Below are 18,314 nucleotides of genomic sequence, written 5' to 3' on the forward strand. Positions count from 1 at the left end.
GGAGGACGTCGTGTTGCCGCGCGTCTCAGAACCGAGATACTCGACGGGTGTCTGACGTCGGTCTTTTGCTCAAGCAGTGGCGTGGTACTCGGCGGATGAGCCAGCTGGCTCTGGCCGCCGAGGCCGCCGTGTCGATTCGCCATCTCAGCTTTGTCGAAACCGGTCGGGCGAATCCGAGCCGCGCGATGGTGCTGAAGCTGGCGGAGGTGCTGGACGTCCCTTTGCGTGAACGCAACACATTGCTGCTCAGGGCCGGTTTTCCCCCGAGTACCCGGAGTCTGAATTGGATGCCCCTGCCTTGGCCGCGGTGCGGGGAGCACTGGAGACGATCCTCGCCCAGCAGGAGCCGTTCCCGGCACTGGTGATGGACCGTAGCTGGGACATTCGACACGCCAACACCGCTGCCCGCCGGTTCTTCGCCTTCCTTCAGAACGAACACGGGGATCGCTCGCCGGGGCCGGCGAACGTGCTTCGCCGGATGTTTCACCCGGACGGTGTTCGGCGTCACGTGAAGAACTGGGCGGAGGTCGCTGAGGCCCTGGTGCGGCGTGCCCGGCGCGAGGCGATCGGTGGTGTCCTCGACGAGCGGGCGCAGCGGATTCTCGACGAAGTTCTGGGCTACCCGGGAGTGCCGTCCAATCTGCGGACAATGGACGCATCGACGCCTGTCCTGCCGATCGTGCCGATCCGGTATGAGGTCGGTGATCGGCGGTTCGACTACTTCTCCACGGTGACCACATTGGGTACTCCGCAAGACGTGACGTTGCAGGAACTACGCATCGAGTGCTTCTTCCCGATGAACAGCGAAACCAGAGCGCACGCCCACGCCCTGGCCGAATCCGACCGGGGGTGACCGAGGGCGGCTTGTGGCTCGATGAGCTGCTTCCGGGGAGATCAGCCGCTGTTGACCCGCGCGGAGGTACGCGTTTGTCGTGGGTCATGTCCTGCTCGGTGTGCGGCGCGGGCAGCTGTACACGGATGCGCTTGGTGCCGCGCGGTACGACGGGACATGCAGGCTGTTCTACTTCTACCCCCGCTGAGCGTATGCGTTCCGCAACGCGGCTCACTTGCTCGACGCGCACGGGAACGATGGTGTGTCGACCCGGCATCACGTCGAAACCGGCCATCAGCTCCCGGAACAGCTGGATGTTGGAGGAGAGCTGGGCGCGTGCGGCAGTAGCCAGCTCGAGAACACGCTGGGCGAGCCGGCCGTCGCACGAGCAGCGCGATCAGCTCGAACCAATTGCTGATCGTCGGCGACCAGCACCCGGACCGTCATGTTCTCTCCTCGAGCGGCAAGGACGCAACTGCAGCGAAGCCACCATCGGGTCGCGGTCCGCCATTGAACGTACCTCCGCACAGCTCCGAGCGCTCGCGCATGCCGTACGACGGAAATCGCGACTCCGGAAGGCACAGGTTTCGCCGGACCGGTCAAGCCCAGGTCCACGGCTAGCTAGGCCAGTCCGGCGTCGTGGACCAGGATGGCCACCTGAGTGCGATTCGCCGCGGCCAGCTTGGCCAGGTTGTGCCCGATGCGGACCTGCACCGTGGACTCGCTGACCACCAGCGCCTTCGCGATCTCCGCATTGCTTAGTCCGCGTCCGGTAACCTGGGAGGCACTGGAACGGGCCGGAATCGCGCCCCTTCCTTGCACAGCAGCGAAACCGTCTTTTCGTTGCTATCTGCGCTGGGACGACCCGGTCCAGTCCGCCTGAAGTAAAGCTTGGGCGACCATTACGGCCTTTTCGTCCTTCAGTACCCGGCTTCGCCGACGACAAGGCGATCCCGCGTGATCTGGAAGCACTCGTGCATAAGTTCGCCGCCCAGGTGCACGAGGTGGCTGGCAACCGGCCGGTCATCCTGCTCGGCTACTGCTCCGGCGGTTTGGTCACACACGCTTTGGCGACGCACCTCGCCTCGATCGGGTCCGCGCCGGCCGACGTCGCGCTCATCGAGTCCGATATCGGTTTGACCGAGGGTTCCGACCCCCGCACGATCGCGCTGATGTCGGCCGCGCCCCCCGCATCTGGTCAGCCGGCGGAAGACGAGCACTTCGCGGATGCCTGGCTACTCACCGCCTGCTGGTATGTCCGCCTCTTCCACCGCTGGCCTCCCGGGCGGTCCAACGTGCCTACCCTGCTGCTCATGGGCGGTCCCACCCCGGAGATGACGGCGGCGGACCCGGACCGGGGCTGGCGGCCGAGCTGGCCGTTGCCGCACAAGGTGCTGGACGTACCGGGCGATCAAGACACAGTCCTCACCCGAGGCCGCCGAGACAACCGCTTCGACACTTGCTGCCTGGATTGCGTCATTGGCGGCCACGCGGGGCGATGCGCGCTGCGAATGATCCAGCAGAAGGGCTCGGCAGGTTGGTCAAGCGCAGGTACCGCAATCTTCTATCGTCAGTGAGAACCGCGCGAGTTCCGCTCAGGGGCAGAGTGTGGCAACTCGAACTGTCTCGGCGTTGTCGGGCCGGGATTGTCCCGTCAGTTAAATCCACTCGCGTGGAAATTCACCGTCCGCACGTGACTCCGGTTACCTTCCTTGCACCCAGTTTCCCAAAGGAACTATGGAGCTTACGCTCCATGGCGGTGGCCGACCACCAGAGCGCGGTGCGGACGCCACAGGCCTGGTCCACGACCAGCCGCTACGCGAGCGCGCGGGTTCAGCTCACCACGAGCGCTTGGGCGAGCGGACGCGTAGCCGACGCGGTCGCGGCGTACCACCGGGCTCGGCGGATCCGCGACGAACGGTTGGGGACCGCGCCGGGCCCGGCGTCGCGCGCGGCTTGTGAACGGGTGTCTCACTCGATCCCGGACGGGTAGGGCGCCGATCGGAAGTCACGATCGAGGAAGGTCTGGTCGCGAGGCAGCCAGTGGCGGGCTAACGCGCGGACCTGGTCCGCGGGCAGGCGGGGGTTGACATGGCCGTGATCCGGCTTCGCGACGGACTGCAGAGCCCAGGCGAACCCGAGAACAGGATTCAGCCGTACCCACTGGCCGCGATCGATGTCGAGAACCATGTTCCCGCGCTGGATCGCGTGCCAGCGGTGGTAGGCGTGGGTGGGATCACCGTCCATGGTGTGCACGTCGGACTCGACGTCCGCTCGCCGTGGGTCGAAGAGCACACCTTGCCCGAATGCGGCGAGGCTGCGATCAGTCCATGGTCGTCGCCGCAGTAGTAGCGGTCGAAGTTGTCCAGCTGGAGGGTTGATAGCATCCTCAACGGCTGCTCAACGGGTCTCAGGTACTCGGCGTAGTTCCACGGGTAGCCTGGTTCTTCACTGAAAGCGAGCCACTTCGCGTAGATGCCTCCTTCATCGACGTAGCCGAAGAAGGTGTTCAGGCGTCGTTGGTTTCTGGTGTCGGTGGTACATCGAGATCTCGTCGAGCCGGTACCAGAGTTCGTTCGTCCGCGGGTCGCCGAGCATCCCCGACACAGGCGGAAGGTCGGGCGTCGTCGTCGCGGCCGCCGGTGCGTTCAGCAGCGCGGATCCGGCGATGGCGACTGCCGCCCCGGCACCGATCTTCAGCAGACTCCTGCGATCCGTGGTCTTTCCTGTCGGCGGCCTTGCCGCTCTCCGGTTGTCGCCGTACGACCGGCATCCATACTGCTCCTGGACCCGTGCGTTACCCGACCTATTCCTGCGGCGACGGCAGATTGATCGATCGCGCAACGGCTACCCGGGACTCAATAGTCGACCCTGACAGTAAATAACGGTTCGCACATAGCTTTACTTTAGGGAAGCAAGGATCCTGAACTCGACCGCTCTCGTGTATTTCACTGGGAGAAGTCATGTCACGAATCCGAGCGTATTCTTGCCCGGCGCTGGTACCGCCGGACGCTCTCTGCCGGTTCCGTGGCGTCGTCGTAGGGCCAGAGACCAAGGCGCTGATGAAGACAATCAACCAGGTGAAGCGACTGTGCTGGTCTCCCTGTGCAACAGCGTAACGGGCGGGGGACCACTCCGCGAATGCGGGTACCCCGTAGTTGTGCCGCTTCTCACGGGCGGGTGTGGTGCTCATGGATCCAGCTGCGCCAAAGGTGTACCGGTGATTCCTGCGGCGGCGGAGGCATTTAGCACGGTCTCCAAGGCACAGTCCCTTGCGGCTGAGGCTGGCGGGATTTTGCGGCGGGCGGCGCCGCCCGAAGCCGGGGCACGCGCCGAGGCTGACGATCACCGGAAGAGGCGGAAGAAGCCGCGTACCTGCTCGACGAGTGACTTCGGCTGCTCAAGGGCACCGAAGTGGCCGCCCCGTGGCATTTCCTCGAACCAGCGCAGGTCGGTGAACCGCAGCTCCGCCTCCCTCCGCGACGGGCGGGTGATATCTCGGGGGTAGACCGACAGTCCCGTCGGTGCGGTGACCTTGTCCCGGAAGTGGGTAAAGCTTTCCCAGTACAGGCGCGCGGACGAGGTGGCCGACGCGGTGAACCAGTAGACCGAGATTTCGTCGAGGATTTTCTGCCGCGACACCGCGTCCTCGTGGTTGCCGTCGTGGTGCGTCCAGGCTTGGAACTTCTCGGCGATCCAGGCGGCTTGGCCGGCGGGGGAGTCGGTGAGGCCGTAGCCGAGTGTCTGGGGGCGGGTCGACTGGATCGCCGAGTATCCCCGGCCGGTGCGCTGCATTTCCTCTTCGGCTTCGAGGTTCGCCAGCTCGGCGGGTGTGGGGTCGGCGAAGGTGCCCGCTGCGACGGATCCCAGGTTGAGGTGCACGGCGGCGACGTGCTCGGGCGCCACCTCGCCCAGAGCGCCGGACACCGCCGAACCCCAGTCGCCTCCTTGCGCGCCGTAACGCTGGTAACCCAGCGAAACCATCAGCGTGTCCCAGGCCCGCGCGGTGCGGGTGACGCCCCACCCGGTCGTCGCGGGCTTGTCGCTCCAGCCGTATCCGGGCAACGACGGCGCGACCACGTGGAAGGCGTCCGCCGGGTCCCCTCCGTGTCCGCCCGGGTCGGTGAGCGGGCCGATGACCTCGAGGAACTCGAGCACCGAACCCGGCCACCCGTGTGTGAGCACAAGCGGGAACGCGTCCGGCTCCGGCGAGCGGACATGCAGGAAGTGGATGCCCAACCCGTCGACGATGTCGCGGTACTGCGAGAAGACGTTCAGCCGCTTGGCGAACCCGAAGTCATAGTCTTCGGCCCAGCTGCGGCAGAGTTCCCGCGTGTATGCCAGCGGGGTTCCCTGCGACCAGTCGTCGACCGGCTCGGGCTCGGGCCACCGCGTGCGACGCAACCGGTCACGCAGATCCGCGATCTCGGCCTCGGTGATGCTGACTTCGAACGGCTTGGCGGCCATGGAGAGGGCTCCTTTCGACGTAAAGGCGTTCATCGGGTCCAGAGTGGACAGTTCGCGGCTCAGGCACCGGGCCGCCGGGTCACGCTGACGACCAGTCCGCACAGGGGAAGAGCCGCGAGTAGGGCGAGAGCCGCCGGCACCGGCACGATGCCGGACAGGCCAGCGACGGCGGCCGGGCCGATCCCGCCCCCGAGGGCGTTCATGAAGTTGAGCAGGCCTTGCGCGGTGTCGCGGTCATCCGTGGCGACCAGGTCCGTGGCGAGCCCCACCAGGACGGCTTGGGCGCCGGCGAACCCGCACACGGTCAGCGCGGTGCCGATGATGACCGGGATCGGCCCGGTGAAGGCGGCGACCACGAGAACACCGGCGACGGTGACTGCCGCGAGCCCGGCCGACAACTGCCAGCCGGTCACCCGGCCGGTCAAGGCGCCGATCAGCCGTCCGGTCAGCACGGAGCAGGCTGCGGCCGGGACGAGGAGCAGACCGGCTTCCAATGCTCCGCCACCCGTGGCCTGCTCGATCAAGGACGGCGCGAGGAACAGCACCCCGTAGTACCCGGAGTAAACCGTTCCGCCGATGAGACCGGTCGCGGGAAAGCCGCGGGTGGTGACCACCCTCCGGGGCACGAACCCGTCGGGTGTCTTTCGCACGCGACGCCACAGCTCCGCGGCGGCGAGCGCTCCGGCGGCCGCCACGACGACGATGACCGCCGCGGGCAGGCCAACCGAGTGTGCCTGCAGCAATATGATCACCGAGCCGGCGAGTACCGACAACACGGCCGCGCCGACGATGTCGAACGGTGCGCCCGACCCGCCTGTCGTCCGCGTCAATGCTCGTCTGCTCGGCAGTGCGGCCAGCAGGAGAGGCAGCGCGACGACCGGGACCGCGAGCGCGGCACGCCAGCCCAGCCACGCGGTCACCGCTCCGCCCAGCAATGTCCCGGATCCTGACGCCGTCGCGCTGGCGACCGCGATGATGCCTAGGGTACGGGTGCGTTCTCGGCCGGGAAGGGCGGTCGCGGCGGCGAACACGGCGATCACGGTCGCGCCCGCCCCGGCACCGCCGCTCAGCCTGCCGATGATCACGACCGGCAGTGTCGGCGCGACTCCCGCGAGCGCGGAGCCCCCCACGAGCGCGATGACGCCGGTGACGAGCACCTGGAAGGGGTTCCACCGGCCCATCAGTCGGCCCGCGACCGGCATCGCGAGCGCGGAGGTCAGCGACCAGGCGGCGAGGATCCAAGCCGTGGCCCCGAACGGCACTCCCAGCGCCCGCCCGATGGTCGGCAGCGCCACCGATGGTGCGCCCAGCGCCACGTACATCGGCAGCACCAGCATGCCCAACACCAAGCCGAGCCGACGCCCGTCCGGGGCTTGGGTCGATCCGTCGGAGCGAGCCCCGCCGGAGGGGATCGTCCGCGACATCGTCAGTTCCCTTCGGTTACCATGTAACACGCAATAGCTGCTTCGAGTGTCACGCTACGGTACGTTACGGAACACCGGGAGGCACGTCAAATGCTGGATGCCGGTAAAACCGCGGCGGCGGTCCAGATCGCCGTCGATCTCGCAAACACACTGAAACCGGTCAAGGGGGAGGATGCGTTGGAAACCGTAGAGCAGCTACGAGACTTTCTTGACAGCCGCCTCCTGGCCGAGGGGCGAGGGCCCGTCACCCGAGCCGACCTGGACGAGGTTCGCGCGTTGCGCGAGTCGGTGCGTGCTGTGCTCGAACGGGCCGGCACCGACGCGGCGGGCGCTGCCGCGCTGATCAATGACGGTCTGCGTGGCAGCGACGTGAGCCCGGTCCTGCGTCACGACGGCGAGCACTGGTGGATCGAAGCCGCCTCCGGCAGTGATCGCCGCTCGGCGCACCTGGCCGCGATCACGCTCGGCGCGCTCGCTTCCGTGATCGCGACCCTCGGTCCGGCTCGTCTTGGTGTGTGTGCCGGACCGCATTGCCGCGGCACGTTCGTGGACCTTTCGCGCAACGGCTCGAAGCAGTTCTGCACCCGGGCCTGCGCGCACCGGGCCAGTGTCTCGGCATACCGGAGCCGGCGCATTTCGAATTGAGTGCCCGGCGGGCAACCGGTCGGTGTCCATGCGGGTCGATGCTCGACGCCCACGCGCCCGGTACCGACTAACGTTCCGCCTGCCGGAACCCGACGAACCAGAGAGTCCGATTCGGTGGAAGCGTTTGCTCTCAGCCCGCGCTTCTTCGCGGGGCTGCTTCGGCCTGTCCGAAGACCGGACCGCAAGAGGAAGAGAAACCATGCCAGAGCTGACCGCCGAATGCCGGTCCATGATCGAAGGTCGAAACTTCGCTTACCTAGGCACGATCCGCTCCGACAACAGCGCCGCGGTGACCCGGGTCTGGGTTGACCTCGATGGCGACGTCGTCGTCGTCAACGGGGTAACCGGCCGCGCATGGACGAAGCACTTGCTGGCGGACCTCGCGTCTCGGTGTGCGTCACTTCGCTGCTGAACCCATACCAGTGTGTGACCATCATTGGCCGTGTCGTCGCCCACGAGTCCGACGACAACGCAGAGCACTTCGCCAAGCTGGTGACCAAGTACCGCGGTAGCAAGCCGATGTCGGAGCTGCTGGCCGCTGGCCAGCAGCGGGTAGTCTTCAAGATCGCGGTCGACCGCTTCAGTTGCCGGACCGAGGAGCCGCCTGCCGAAACCCGTGAGCTCGTGATCGCGAGTAACCGGTAGCCGACGAAGGGGCGAGCATGAGCGCCGACCTCGACCGTACGGTGACGAGGCCATCCGGAGCGGAGCAGTGGGTGCGGGTACGGAAAGCGGCTCTCGTGGCTTACCCGGTTGGGAGCCTTCGAGTGCTACGACCGCTGCCTCCACGGACGGCCGTGGTTCGGTGGTTGCCACCGCGACGCTGGGGGTGCGGGGGACGAGCCGGCTGTCCCTTGAGGACCTCGGCAAATTCCGTCGCTCGTGTGGATCGTCAGCAAGCGCTTGCCTGAAAGGGCTGAGAGTTATGGCATTTTCCGCTTCGAAATCGCGCGACTGCAGCGGCCGAAAGAAGATTCCCGCCTGACGGCGATGAAGCTCGTAGCCGAAGGACTGAGCTTCCCGGAGGGCCCGGTCGTGGCGCCCGGACGGGTCGGTCTTGGCCGTCGAGATCCGCGGCCGGACCATCGCGCGGATCTTTCCTGACGGGCGGGTCAACCGGATCCTGGACGTCCCCGGTGGCCCAAACGGTGCGGCCGCCGGCCCGCGGATGGGCGGCTCTACCTCTGCAACAACGGCGGATTCAGCTGGGCGCGGTCACTAGACGGTGGCCGAGCAGGCCGGTGAGGTTTCGCTGTTGGTACGCAAAGGTTGTTGTATTGGGCGGACTGGGACATCGACGGCGTCCGCAACGACCTACGGAACTAGGTGATCGAAAACTCCCGGAGACCCGACCGCGTGCTATGCCCAGCCTCGCGGCACCCTGTCGATCCTTAATCACGCCGGGCGTGATCGGTTTCACGCTACTAGAGATCCGATGCCTACTCTCTCAACCATTTTTGCGCATCGCCGACGCTACCGGACACAACTGCGCCGGGGCGCGGATCCTCGGCTCAGCGGAGCGCGACCCGACGCCAAGTACGTCGGGTTCGCCGACGAGGGCCAGCCGGACGACGACCTGTTCTCGCCCGGTCGGCTGCCCGCCACGGTGCGAAAGGCGTGTCGCCTCGGCCGAAAGTACGAGACGTACTCAGCTCAACTTGTGGCGGGTCGCGGCGAGATCTAACTTCCTCGGTATGACTACCGAAACGGTGCGGAAGAACCCGCCCAACACGATCATTGCCGCCTTCTTCGGCTTCCTGGTGTCCACCGTCTCGGCGATCGCCGGCGGGCTGCTAGTCCTGACCGGGCGCGACGAGATCGCGGCGGCGCTGCGCCGGGCGAACCCCGCGCTGCCGCCGGACCGGCTCGACCAGCTCACATCGCTAGCGCAGGCTGTCCCGGTCGCCATCGCCGTCGTCATCGCGCTGGTCTACCTCTGGCTGTCCTTTAAGCTCAAGACCGGCCGCAACTGGGCCCGTGTCACGCTGACCGTCTTCACCTTGCTGCAGGCCGCTTCGCTGCTCACCACCGAACCTTCGTGGGCGGGCTACCTGAGCTGTGGGGTGGCGATCGTCGCGACCGTGCTCAGTTACTTGTCGCCGTCCAACCGCTACATCGCCGGGGTCCGGCGCGCGGGCTGAGCCGGGTCGCGGGATCATGACGGCCATGCGCAGAGCGGGAGCTCGGCCCCGGCGTGGCATGCTCGGCACGGAACTCGCGGTGCTGGCCGCGGCGGTCGTCGCCGACGTCGTGCTGGTGCTGCGCGTCCCCGCCGGAAGCGGCGGCTGGGCCGCGCCGCTGATCGGGGTCCTGGCTTCGACGGGGACAGCGATCCCGGTGCTGACCGTGCTGCGGCGGCGCTTTCCCCGCCACGTCGGTGTGCTGGGGAGCGTCGTCGCCGCGCTGTCGGCGCTCAGCACCGTCGTGTCGGTGGCCGCCCGAACGTGGAGCCAGCCACCGATCGCCGAGATCGTGGCCTCCGGTCTGCTCACCGCCACAGTCGGCCGCAAGCTTGAGCCGAAGCACACTGCCGCGCTGGCACCGGTCCTCGGTGCCGTGATGATCGCCGCGCCCCTGCTGCGCTACGGCGCCGGGCAGCCGGAGACGCTGTTGGCCGTGGCCGCCGCAGCGTACTGGGGTTCCTGTCTCGGGGTCGGGCTGATCCTGCGCGCGGCGGACAGCCGGCAGCTCGACGCGCTCGACCGGGTCCGCGGCCAGGAACGCCTGCAGCTGGCCAGGGAACTGCACGACCTGGTGTCCCATCACGTCAGCGGGATCGTCGTCCGCGTGCAGGCCGCCCGGGCGATCGCGGAGGCGAACGCGGACGTAGGCGGGCACGCTGCGGTCTACCGCGAGATCGAGCAAGCCGGGGGCGCGGCACTGGCCGCCGCGCGCCGGCTGGTCGGGATGCTGCGGGATACTGAAGACGTGCCCCCGCTTTCCGGCGCCCTGCTCGGTGACGCCGTGCGCGCGGCCGCAGACCCGTCCGCGCGCGTGGTCGTTGCCGAGGAACTGGACCAGCTGCCGGTGCCGTCACAGGTGGCCACGACCGTCCACCGCGTGGTCACCGAGGCGCTGACCAACGCCCGCCGGCACGCGGCCGCGAGCGAGGTGGTCGTCTCCGCTCGCGTCGAGGCCGACGACCTCGTGCTGGAGGTGCGCAACGACGGCGTCCCCGCGACGTCCCGGTCCGCCTCTGAAGGGTTCGGGGTCATCGGTATGGCCGAGCGGCTGGCCATGCTCGGCGGCAGCCTGACCGCGGGGCCGGCAGACGGCGCGCGCTGGGTTGTCGTGGCACGGCTACCGCTCGGTGGCGAGGATTCCCCGTTCAAAGCCTTTCCGAGGGGCTTCTGATGACGATCCGGGTGCTCGTCGCCGACGACCAGGTGCTGGTGCGCACCGGGTTCCGGCTGGTACTAGACGCCGCGCCGGACATCGAGGTGATCGCCGACGCCGCCGACGGCGAGAGCGCGGTCCGGCTGGCGCGGCAGCTGCGGCCCGATGTCACGCTGATGGACATCCGGATGCCCAAAGTGGACGGTCTGCGGGCCACCGAGCTACTGGCCGGCCCCGCTGTCGCGCATCCGCTGCGGGTGGTGGTGGTGACGACCTATGACGCGGACGAGAACGTCTACGCGGCCCTGCTCGGTGGCGCCAGCGGGTTCCTGCTCAAGGACGCGGGACCGCAGCTGCTGGTGGGAGCGGTCCGCGCGGCGGCCAGCGGGGAGGCGATGGTGTCGCCTTCGGTGACCGTGCGCCTGCTGGCCCGGTTCACCGAGAAGGCGCGGCAGCGCGCGCAGGGGACGCCGGGCCTGCTGACGGAGCGTGAGTCCGATGTGGTGCTCGCGGTCGCCCGCGGCCGGACGAACGCGGAGATCGCCGACGACTTGCGGGTTTCGCTGTCGACGGTGAAGACGCACCTGGCGAGTGTGCAGCGCAAGCTGGAACTGCGGAACCGGACGGAGATCGCCGTTTGGGCGTGGCAGCGTGGGTTGCTGGGTTGAACGGTGTGCGAGACTCGGCGAGTGTGCGGTCAGCGCGGAGAGCATCCAAGCCGCCGGCGAGAAGTGCCGGAACGGCTGAGGATGGTGGGCCGCCGGGTGGTACAAGCGGCGCTGGACCAGGCGCTCGCCGCCGGCGTGGGGATGTTCGCCGCGCTCGCGGCCGGACTCATCGCCATCCCCTTGCTGCGGTGGGGGTGGGTGCCGCCGAAGGCGTTCTTCTGGGGTCCGGCGATCACGTTCATCGCGGTCAACTACGCGTGTGACGCCCTGATCCACATCTGGGTTCCCCTGCGCCGGGGCGGCGTCACACCGGGCATGCTGGTCATGGGGCTGCGAGTGGAAACCCTGCGGGGCGGCCGGCCGAAGGCGCGCGCCTACGTCTTCCGGTGGCTCTTGATGACGGTCGACGGGTTGCTGCTCGGGCTGGTGGCGGTCGTCAGCATCGTGGTGTCCCGGCGGCGGCAGCGGATCGGCGACCTGGTGGCGCGGACTCTTGTGGTGTGTGTCGATCCGGCATCTCCTCGTACTTTTGGTTGATCCCGGCGCGGTGAGCGCGCGCCATACTCCCGGGTGATCATTCACCCGGAGGAGGGATATTACGTGAAAAAGAAGACAGCGAGCCGGTTGCTGGTAGCCGCCGTGCTGCTCGCGGTTCCGGCGATGCCCGTTGGGACGGCCGCCGCGGCCACGCCGGACCGCTACACCGGACAGCAAGTGACGTGGGGGGCGTGCCCGTTTCACGTTGCCGCTGGGGCGAAACCCGCTGAGTGTGCGGTGATCACCGTGCCGCGAGACTGGGCGAACCCGGTTTCCGGGGCTGACCTGAGCGTGTCGATAAGCCGCGTCGCGGCGACGGGGGAACGCCTCGGCGCGCTCCTGGTGAACCCGGGCGGACCCGGCGGCGAGGGCAGCTCGCTCGCCGGGGCGCTGGCGGGCCTCGAGCCTAGCGTGAACGAGCGGTACGACTTCATCGGCATGGATCCGCGCGGCACCGGGCACGAAGGGACCGCCGACGCGGGGTTCGTCTGTCAGGTCCCGACCGGACGGCTGCCGCAAGGGCCGCTCGACGCGCGCGACCGGTCGGTGACCAGCATCGCCGAGCACCAGAAGACGCCGCGGGCGATCGCGGAGGCGTGCCAGAGCAACGCGGTCGCACCGTACGTCACGACGTGGCAGACCGCGCACGACATGGACCTGATCCGGACCCTGCTCGGCGACGAAAAGCTGAACTACCTCGGCTATTCATACGGAACCTGGCTCGGCGCCAAGTACGCGTCGCTGTTCCCGGGCAGCGCGGGCAAGGTGGTGCTCGACTCGAGCGTCGACTTCGAAGGCAGGCTACAGGCCGACTTCGAGGCGTTCCCGAAAATCGGGCAGCGGCAGACGGACGACGTCTTCGTGCCGTGGCTGTCTCGTCAGTTTCCGGCCCAGCTCGGCGCTTCCCCCGCCGCGGTGAAGCAGGAGATCGAACGGCTGCGTGCTTTCTACGCTGGGCTGGGGGTGACGCCGGACCAGTTCGACGCCCTGTTCACCGGCAACGGCAACGAAACCCGGTGGATCCTCGACGCGGCGCTCCTCGTCGCCGGAGCCGCGCAGCTTGACGGCAAGTCCATTCAGGCCCCGCCGGCGGCGCTCGCCGGACAGCTGGACACCTGGTCCGCGGCCGCGTTCGGCAAGCCGTTGGCCCAGCTGACCGGCGCCGACGTCGTCGCGGGGCTGGCGGCGGCGGAACCGGACTACCGCAAGGTTCCCGGGACGCGGTACGCGGTGGCGTGCGGTGACCAGCCGACCATGAGCGCCGACTGGTACAAGCGCCTTTCCGACCGGCAGGGCCCGCAGTACCCGATCTACGGCTGGGCCTACGGTCTGACCGAGCCGTGCGGGTTCTGGTCCGAGCGGCCCCGACAGGTCCTGACCGAGCTCCCGCGTGAGGTGGCCGGGAACGTGCTCGTGATCCAAGGCGAGTTCGATCCGCAAACCGGCTACGAGCAGGCGCGTTCGGCGGTCCGCGCCGCCGGGGTCCCGTTGGTCTCGGTCGACGACGCTGCCTTCCACGGGCAGTACGCCTTGGGTGGCAACCCGTGCGTCGACGGCATGGTGAACGTGTTCCTGCTCGCGAACTCCCGGCCCGGTTCGGTCACCTGCCCCGGAGTGCCGTTGCCGGGTGAAGATCGCGTTTTCCCGGTGGCTGGCCCGGTCGCCAGCGGCCACGTGGCGACGGCCGATGCGGCCGCCGCCGGTGACCCTGCGGTGCGGGTCGCGCTGCGCCACAGCATCGGCGAACTGAACCGGGTCCGCTGAACCAGCCCACGCTCGTGAGTGGGAACAGGGTTAGAACACGGTGTTGAGTCTCAGGACTTGTCGGACAGTTGATGTCTCAGGACCTCACGGACACTGACCGGCCTGTCGGGGTCGTGATCGGGTGGGTTGTACCGATCATGCGGCGATGGGCAGAGCAGGGTTTGCGATGCGTCCTGAGTTCGTCGCCGCGGTCGCTCGGGCCGCGAGCGGAGAGAAGATCAACGTCGCGGTGTTCTGCCGCGAGCACGGACTGTCCCGCGACACCTTCTACCGGTATGTGACCCGGTTCCGGGCCGAGGTCTCCGACGGGTTCATCCGACGCAGCACCGCCCCGCACCATCACCCCACCGCGCTCGTGCTGGAGGTGGTCGAGGCGGTGCTGCGAGCCCGCAAGCAACTGGCCGACGCCGGCTTGGAGAGCGGGCCGATCTCGATCCGCTGGCGACTGCAGGACGCCGGGTGCCACCCGCTGCCCTCCCGGGCGTCGATCTACCGGATCCTGCGCGAGTGGGGCCAGATCGTGGCCCAGCCACGCAAACGCCCCAAGACCCGGCGGCGGTTCAGCTACGCCGACCCCAACGGCTGCTGGCAGATCGACGGCATGGAACATCACCTCGCCGACGGCACCACCGTCTGCATCATCCAGATTTTGGACGACCACTCCCGCCTCGACGTCGGCACCTACGCCGCCGCCGGTGAAACCACCGCCGGCACCTGGGCCGCTCTGCAACGAGCGTTCATCGGCTACGGCCTGCCGGCCAGAATCCTGTCCGACAACGGGCTGGCCTTCACCGGCCGCCACCGCGGCTGGATGGTCGAACTGGAACGCCTGCTCGCCGCGCGCGGGGTCACCACCATCGCCGCCACCCCACGCCACCCCCAGACCTGTGGGAAGAACGGACGCGCCCACCAGACCCTGCAGAAAATGGCTCGCCGCCCGGCCACCCGCCAACACCCTCGACGAACTGCAGGACCTGCTCGAGCAATACCGGCAGGCCTACAACCATCGGCGCCATCAAAGCCTCGATGGCGACACACCCCAGCAGCGTTACGACGCTCGCCCGAAAGCCATTCCCGCCACCGGAGCACGTCGGCCCAGCGGCACCACCACCCGGCCCGTATCAGCCACCGGCGTGATCGCCTTCTCCGGCTGCTCCATCGTCCTCGGCCGCACCTGGGCACACCACAGCGCCACCGTCTACTAGCAAGGCGACCGCGTCAGCGTCATGATCGACAACACGGTCGCCCGCCAGCTCACGCTAGACCGATCAGTACGCTACCAACGCCTCGCCACCAAGAAACTGTCCGGGAAGTCCTAAAACATATCTGTCTGTGAGGTCCCGAGACAGCACAGCGGCTTCCGACGGGCCGTGCCACTCACGACGGGCCGCGACGGGCTCGCCGAGTCACAGGTCCAGGACGACGTCTCCGCGCGGGCGGGCGCGGCAGACGAGGGTTTCGTCTGGCCGGTCGCCGTCGATGTCGGGCCGGCGGACCAGGCTGAGTCCGAGGCGGAAATCCGGAGTACGTGTCGAACATCCGGCAACCCGCGACAGCGCGGCCTGGACGTCGTCCAGGTCAAGCTCCACCCCGGGTGTCGGAAAGGTTGAAGTAGCCGTCCATGACGGAGCGACGTGGCCATCATGCCCAGCGGTGTCGACACTAGGTGCGGCGTGAAGGTGAAGTATTGCAGTACCGCGAGGTTGGTGATCTTCTTGGGCTCGGTGAGGCCGCACCTGGGCGTGTGCGATCCGACAAGGTTCACGGCGCCGCGTTCGAGCAGCTCGTGAAATCCTCGGTGCAGATGAAGCTTTTCTTCCGTGCAGAATTTACGCTCTTTTCTTGTGGACGGGTCTGGGGCGGTGTGGGATTCCCTTTCTCCCTGACTCGGCGTCGTGCGTGGTTACCTGAGGCTCAGTAGTCTGCCTTGACAGTAACTATCGGGTCATATGTAGCGTGATTGTGTGAAGCAAGGCTCCCGAGCTAGACGGCTCCCCTTGCACCCGATGGAGAAGAAAACTCATGACAAGAATCCGAGCGCGTCTCTTCCTGGCTCCGGTGGTGGCTCTGACCGCGACGGCCGCGCTCTCGGCCGGTTCTGTGGCGTCATCGTATGAGGTCACCCCTTCGGGCGGGCCGCTGACGCAGGGGAACTACCGAATCGCCGAAACGCGGATCCAGACCCGGCTCGACCTCAACGCGGGGCAGACGCCGGAAAACATCGTCGTGGAGCCGGATGGCAGCACCGACGTCAGCTTCGCAAAGGGGCGTCAAGTTGCGCACATCGCGAAGGACGGTTCGGCCCGGGTGCTGGCCACTCTGCCTCGCCCGGCCGGTGGGGACCACGCTCCGGGGACTGGATTCCCAGCCACCACGGGAATCGCGCGTACCGCGGACGGCACGCTGTACGTCAACTACAGCTCGGGTGACGCCAGCCTCACCGGCGTGTGGCGGCTACGCCCGGGCAAGGCCGCAGAGCGCATCGTCGCGTTGACGGCCGACAGTCTGCCCAACGGGCTCGCCATCGACGAACGCGGCGGCCAGGTCTACATCAGTGACTCCAAGCTCAAGACGGTGTGGAGTGCGCCGCTGGCGGGGGGAACGGCCCAGAAGTGGGTGACCGACCAGCTCCTCGCCTCGGTGTCGAGCTTCGGTGCCAACGGCCTTAAGTTGCACAACGGCGCGCTTTGGGTGTCGAACTTCGACCAGGGACTCATCGTCCGCGTCCCGGTTACGGCGTACGGAGCGGCCGGCGCAGTGACCGTCCGGGCCCGCAACCTGCCCGGTGTCGACGACTTCGCCTTCACCGACGTCGGTGACGAGCTGCTGGTGACCCTCAACCCGGCCAATCAGGTGGATCTGGTCCGCGAGGACGGGTTTCACACGGCGGTGCTGACGTCCGTCGACGGGCTGCAGAATCCCGCGGCTATCGCTCTGCAGGGCCGCAACGTGTACGTCGCCAACGCGGCGTTTTCCACAGGAAAGAACCCGAACGTCTTGCTCGGCCGGCTGGTCTCCGGTACCGGTGGTACGTACTCGATCGGCACGGGGCTCTCGCCGCGGGAACGCGCCAACGCCGAGGCCGCGATCGCGGTGTTTGACGGCCTGCTGAATCAGCACACGGTTCGCCAGACCGTCGAGCGATACCTCGACGCGCGGTCGTTCATCCAGCACAACCCGGACGGCCCGGACGGTCGTGACGCCGTCGTCACCACTCTCGAACCGGTGGTCAAGCAGTTCCCGGACGCCTCCCTTGACATCACCAGGATCACGACGCAGGGTGACCTGGTGGTCACGCAGGGGCTGTTCAAGCTGAACCCGGACGACCGGGGAACAGTCGAAGAGGACACTCTGCGGTTCAACGATGCAGGCAAGGTCGTCGAGCACTGGGACGTCAAGCAGGCGGTGGCCGAAACCAGCGCCAACGGACACCCCCAGGTATAGCGGGGATCCGACGTGGCCGGATGGGATCCCCTCGTCCGGCCACGCGGGTGTTTTCACCGAAGGGTTTACGCCGCTATCACCACGTTCTCCTCGATGCCGATGTGCCGGTGATGCCCCAGGGAAGGGGATACGCCGAACCCCGAGAGCAGTCGATTCCGGCAGCCCACCCTTGAACCGCACGCAAGGAGTACTTGGATGCCCGTAGTTACCCGCAGCCCGATGGTCTTGGAGCTGACAGCACCGTTGGAATGTGTGGTGCCCGCGATAGCAGTCCAGGGTCTGGTCAGGGAGTTCACCCGCAAGAAGAAGCCGCTGGTGCGCGCGCTGCGCGGTCTCGACCTGAGCGTGCCGGCGGGCGAGGTGCATGGGCTCCTCGGCCCGAACGGCGCGGGCAAGACCACGCTCGTCAAAATCCTCAGCACTATCCTGTTGCCGTCCGCCGGGCACGCCGCGATCTGCGGCCACGACGTCGTGCGCAGCAGCCACGAGGTACGTCGGCTGACCGGTGTCGTGATGGGTGGCGAGCGCGGGCTCTACACCCGGCTTACCGCGCGGCAGAACCTCGAGTTCTGGGGTGCGGTGCAGAAGGTGCCACGCAAGGTGCTGAGGGCCCGCACCGATCAGCTGCTGCATCGGCTCGGCCTTGAGTCGAAGGCGGACGCGCGGGTCGAGACGTACTCGCGTGGCATGAAGCAGCGGCTGCACCTGGCTCGCGGCCTGATCGGCGATGCACGCGTGTTGTTCCTCGACGAGCCGACGATGGGCATGGACCCGGTCGCCGCCCGCGAGTTCCGCACACTGATCAGTGAGCTGCGCGCGGAGCGACGCACGATTCTGTTGGCCACCCACGACATGGCCGAGGCCGAGAGTCTCTGCGACCGGGTCAGTTTCGTTCGGGACGGCGTGATCGTCGCCACCCGCTCACCACTGGCGGTGGCTGAGCTCGTCTCCGCGGGACACGGCCTTGAGCTCGGCGGCGCCGGTGAGGCTCTGCTCACGGAGCTAACCGGCCTGCCGGGCGTCATGTCGGTCGTCCCCGCCGAAAACAGTATACGAGTGCTCGTGCGCTCGCAGGAGGACTTCGCGGGCCTGCTGCGGTTCGCGGCCGACCGCGGGATCACGTCGCTGCGTACGCTGCGGCCGACCCTGGAGGACGTCTACGTGAGGCTCATGGGCGACCGCGGGCTGGTGATCTGA

Annotated in this window: 20 protein-coding genes; 15 read left to right on the plus strand and 5 right to left on the minus strand. The window is 67.8% G+C overall.

From position 1 onward, the window contains the following. The first annotated feature begins 95 nt into the window (after positions 1 to 95). Positions 96 to 365 (plus strand): helix-turn-helix domain-containing protein, encoded by a 270-nt coding sequence (locus ACLJPY_RS36565; protein ID WP_410595651.1) that lies wholly within the window; start codon positions 96 to 98, stop codon positions 363 to 365. After that, entirely contained in the window at positions 284 to 853 is a 570-nt protein-coding gene (locus ACLJPY_RS36570) for a hypothetical protein (RefSeq protein WP_410595570.1), read from the plus strand. The genes ACLJPY_RS36565 and ACLJPY_RS36570 overlap by 82 nt, the downstream gene beginning before the upstream one ends. A 600-nt stretch (positions 854 to 1,453) precedes the next feature. Here ACLJPY_RS36570 and ACLJPY_RS36575 read toward each other — a convergent pair. Continuing rightward, positions 1,454 to 1,654: a LuxR C-terminal-related transcriptional regulator gene (locus tag ACLJPY_RS36575; RefSeq protein WP_410595571.1), complete on the minus strand. Its 201-nt coding sequence runs from the start codon at positions 1,652 to 1,654 to the stop codon at positions 1,454 to 1,456. A 26-nt stretch (positions 1,655 to 1,680) separates the two neighbouring features. Here ACLJPY_RS36575 and ACLJPY_RS36580 point away from each other — a divergent pair, with 26 nt between their 5' ends. Both ACLJPY_RS36580 and ACLJPY_RS36585 read left to right on the plus strand, forming a co-directional pair. Further along, positions 1,681 to 2,409 carry an alpha/beta fold hydrolase gene (locus tag ACLJPY_RS36580; RefSeq protein WP_410595652.1) on the plus strand — a complete coding sequence of 243 codons (729 nt, stop codon included), beginning with the start codon at positions 1,681 to 1,683 and terminating at the stop codon, positions 2,407 to 2,409. Positions 2,410 to 2,585: 176 nt separating this feature from the next. Next, the gene (locus ACLJPY_RS36585; protein ID WP_410595572.1) at positions 2,586 to 2,825 is read left to right on the plus strand and encodes a BTAD domain-containing putative transcriptional regulator; all 240 of its coding nucleotides are present in this window, start codon (positions 2,586 to 2,588) and stop codon (positions 2,823 to 2,825) included. Here the strand turns inward: ACLJPY_RS36585 and ACLJPY_RS36590 are convergent. The 3 genes from ACLJPY_RS36590 to ACLJPY_RS36600 form a co-directional block, all read right to left on the minus strand. Then, a complete protein-coding gene (locus ACLJPY_RS36590) occupies positions 2,804 to 3,088 on the minus strand; it encodes a hypothetical protein (RefSeq protein WP_410595573.1) in 285 nt (94 codons plus the stop codon). The two genes, ACLJPY_RS36585 and ACLJPY_RS36590, sit on opposite strands and share 22 nt — an antisense overlap. A 1,089-nt stretch (positions 3,089 to 4,177) precedes the next feature. Next, positions 4,178 to 5,299 carry an epoxide hydrolase family protein gene (locus tag ACLJPY_RS36595; protein ID WP_410595574.1) on the minus strand — a complete coding sequence of 374 codons (1,122 nt, stop codon included), beginning with the start codon at positions 5,297 to 5,299 and terminating at the stop codon, positions 4,178 to 4,180. A 59-nt stretch (positions 5,300 to 5,358) separates the two neighbouring features. Then, positions 5,359 to 6,636, minus strand: coding sequence for an MFS transporter (locus ACLJPY_RS36600; RefSeq protein WP_410595575.1), 1,278 nt, complete (start codon positions 6,634 to 6,636; stop codon positions 5,359 to 5,361). A 177-nt stretch (positions 6,637 to 6,813) separates the two neighbouring features. On the opposite strand from ACLJPY_RS36600, the gene ACLJPY_RS36605 reads away from it, so the two are divergent. The 9 genes from ACLJPY_RS36605 to ACLJPY_RS36645 all read left to right on the plus strand — a co-directional run bounded on the left by ACLJPY_RS36605 (position 6,814) and on the right by ACLJPY_RS36645 (position 15,009). Further along, positions 6,814 to 7,368: a CGNR zinc finger domain-containing protein gene (locus ACLJPY_RS36605; RefSeq protein WP_410595576.1), complete on the plus strand. Its 555-nt coding sequence runs from the start codon at positions 6,814 to 6,816 to the stop codon at positions 7,366 to 7,368. 354 nt (positions 7,369 to 7,722) lie between these two features. Further along, on the plus strand, positions 7,723 to 8,013 hold the full coding sequence (locus ACLJPY_RS36610; protein WP_410595577.1) for a hypothetical protein: 291 nt from the start codon (positions 7,723 to 7,725) through the stop codon (positions 8,011 to 8,013). Positions 8,014 to 8,250: 237 nt separating this feature from the next. After that, the gene (locus tag ACLJPY_RS36615; protein ID WP_410595578.1) at positions 8,251 to 8,472 is read left to right on the plus strand and encodes a hypothetical protein; all 222 of its coding nucleotides are present in this window, start codon (positions 8,251 to 8,253) and stop codon (positions 8,470 to 8,472) included. 590 nt (positions 8,473 to 9,062) lie between these two features. Continuing rightward, a complete protein-coding gene (locus tag ACLJPY_RS36620) occupies positions 9,063 to 9,509 on the plus strand; it encodes a hypothetical protein (protein WP_410595579.1) in 447 nt (148 codons plus the stop codon). A gap of 25 nt (positions 9,510 to 9,534) precedes the next feature. Next, on the plus strand, positions 9,535 to 10,722 hold the full coding sequence (locus ACLJPY_RS36625; RefSeq protein WP_410595580.1) for a sensor histidine kinase: 1,188 nt from the start codon (positions 9,535 to 9,537) through the stop codon (positions 10,720 to 10,722). Then, the gene (locus ACLJPY_RS36630; RefSeq protein WP_410595581.1) at positions 10,722 to 11,372 is read left to right on the plus strand and encodes a response regulator; all 651 of its coding nucleotides are present in this window, start codon (positions 10,722 to 10,724) and stop codon (positions 11,370 to 11,372) included. Before ACLJPY_RS36625 ends, ACLJPY_RS36630 begins: the two co-directional genes overlap by 1 nt. 96 nt (positions 11,373 to 11,468) lie before the next feature. After that, on the plus strand, positions 11,469 to 11,909 hold the full coding sequence (locus tag ACLJPY_RS36635; protein WP_410595582.1) for an RDD family protein: 441 nt from the start codon (positions 11,469 to 11,471) through the stop codon (positions 11,907 to 11,909). 33 nt (positions 11,910 to 11,942) lie between these two features. Next, positions 11,943 to 13,673: an alpha/beta fold hydrolase gene (locus tag ACLJPY_RS36640; protein ID WP_410595583.1), complete on the plus strand. Its 1,731-nt coding sequence runs from the start codon at positions 11,943 to 11,945 to the stop codon at positions 13,671 to 13,673. A 166-nt stretch (positions 13,674 to 13,839) separates the two neighbouring features. After that, the gene (locus tag ACLJPY_RS36645; protein ID WP_410595584.1) at positions 13,840 to 15,009 is read left to right on the plus strand and encodes a DDE-type integrase/transposase/recombinase; all 1,170 of its coding nucleotides are present in this window, start codon (positions 13,840 to 13,842) and stop codon (positions 15,007 to 15,009) included. Positions 15,010 to 15,079: 70 nt separating this feature from the next. On the opposite strand, the gene ACLJPY_RS36650 is transcribed toward ACLJPY_RS36645, so the two are convergent. Next, positions 15,080 to 15,262 carry a hypothetical protein gene (locus ACLJPY_RS36650; protein ID WP_410595585.1) on the minus strand — a complete coding sequence of 61 codons (183 nt, stop codon included), beginning with the start codon at positions 15,260 to 15,262 and terminating at the stop codon, positions 15,080 to 15,082. A gap of 433 nt (positions 15,263 to 15,695) precedes the next feature. Here ACLJPY_RS36650 and ACLJPY_RS36655 point away from each other — a divergent pair, with 433 nt between their 5' ends. Together ACLJPY_RS36655 and ACLJPY_RS36660 are read left to right on the plus strand one after the other, a co-directional pair. Then, the gene (locus tag ACLJPY_RS36655) at positions 15,696 to 17,117 is read left to right on the plus strand and encodes a nuclear transport factor 2 family protein (protein ID WP_410595586.1); all 1,422 of its coding nucleotides are present in this window, start codon (positions 15,696 to 15,698) and stop codon (positions 17,115 to 17,117) included. A 195-nt stretch (positions 17,118 to 17,312) separates the two neighbouring features. Next, complete coding sequence (locus ACLJPY_RS36660) at positions 17,313 to 18,314, plus strand: ATP-binding cassette domain-containing protein (RefSeq protein WP_410595587.1); 1,002 nt, start codon at positions 17,313 to 17,315, stop codon at positions 18,312 to 18,314.

This window comes from Amycolatopsis sp. lyj-23 (assembly GCF_046549135.1).
GTDB lineage: Bacteria > Actinomycetota > Actinomycetes > Mycobacteriales > Pseudonocardiaceae > Amycolatopsis.

Bases quoted from the DNA above. Each gene is read 5' to 3' on its own strand.
- ACLJPY_RS36565 (WP_410595651.1), top strand. From the start codon at position 96: ATGAGCCAGCTGGCTCTGGCCGCCGAGGCCGCCGTGTCGATTCGCCAT.
- ACLJPY_RS36585 (WP_410595572.1), top strand. From the start codon at position 2,586: ATGGCGGTGGCCGACCACCAGAGCGCGGTGCGGACGCCACAGGCCTGG.
- ACLJPY_RS36595 (WP_410595574.1), bottom strand. From the start codon at position 5,299: ATGGCCGCCAAGCCGTTCGAAGTCAGCATCACCGAGGCCGAGATCGCG.
- ACLJPY_RS36600 (WP_410595575.1), bottom strand. From the start codon at position 6,636: ATGCTGGTGCTGCCGATGTACGTGGCGCTGGGCGCACCATCGGTGGCG.
- ACLJPY_RS36605 (WP_410595576.1), top strand. From the start codon at position 6,814: ATGCTGGATGCCGGTAAAACCGCGGCGGCGGTCCAGATCGCCGTCGAT.
- ACLJPY_RS36610 (WP_410595577.1), top strand. From the start codon at position 7,723: ATGGACGAAGCACTTGCTGGCGGACCTCGCGTCTCGGTGTGCGTCACT.
- ACLJPY_RS36620 (WP_410595579.1), top strand. From the start codon at position 9,063: ATGACTACCGAAACGGTGCGGAAGAACCCGCCCAACACGATCATTGCC.
- ACLJPY_RS36625 (WP_410595580.1), top strand. From the start codon at position 9,535: ATGCGCAGAGCGGGAGCTCGGCCCCGGCGTGGCATGCTCGGCACGGAA.
- ACLJPY_RS36630 (WP_410595581.1), top strand. From the start codon at position 10,722: ATGACGATCCGGGTGCTCGTCGCCGACGACCAGGTGCTGGTGCGCACC.
- ACLJPY_RS36645 (WP_410595584.1), top strand. From the start codon at position 13,840: ATGCGTCCTGAGTTCGTCGCCGCGGTCGCTCGGGCCGCGAGCGGAGAG.
- ACLJPY_RS36655 (WP_410595586.1), top strand. From the start codon at position 15,696: ATGACAAGAATCCGAGCGCGTCTCTTCCTGGCTCCGGTGGTGGCTCTG.
- ACLJPY_RS36660 (WP_410595587.1), top strand. From the start codon at position 17,313: ATGCCCGTAGTTACCCGCAGCCCGATGGTCTTGGAGCTGACAGCACCG.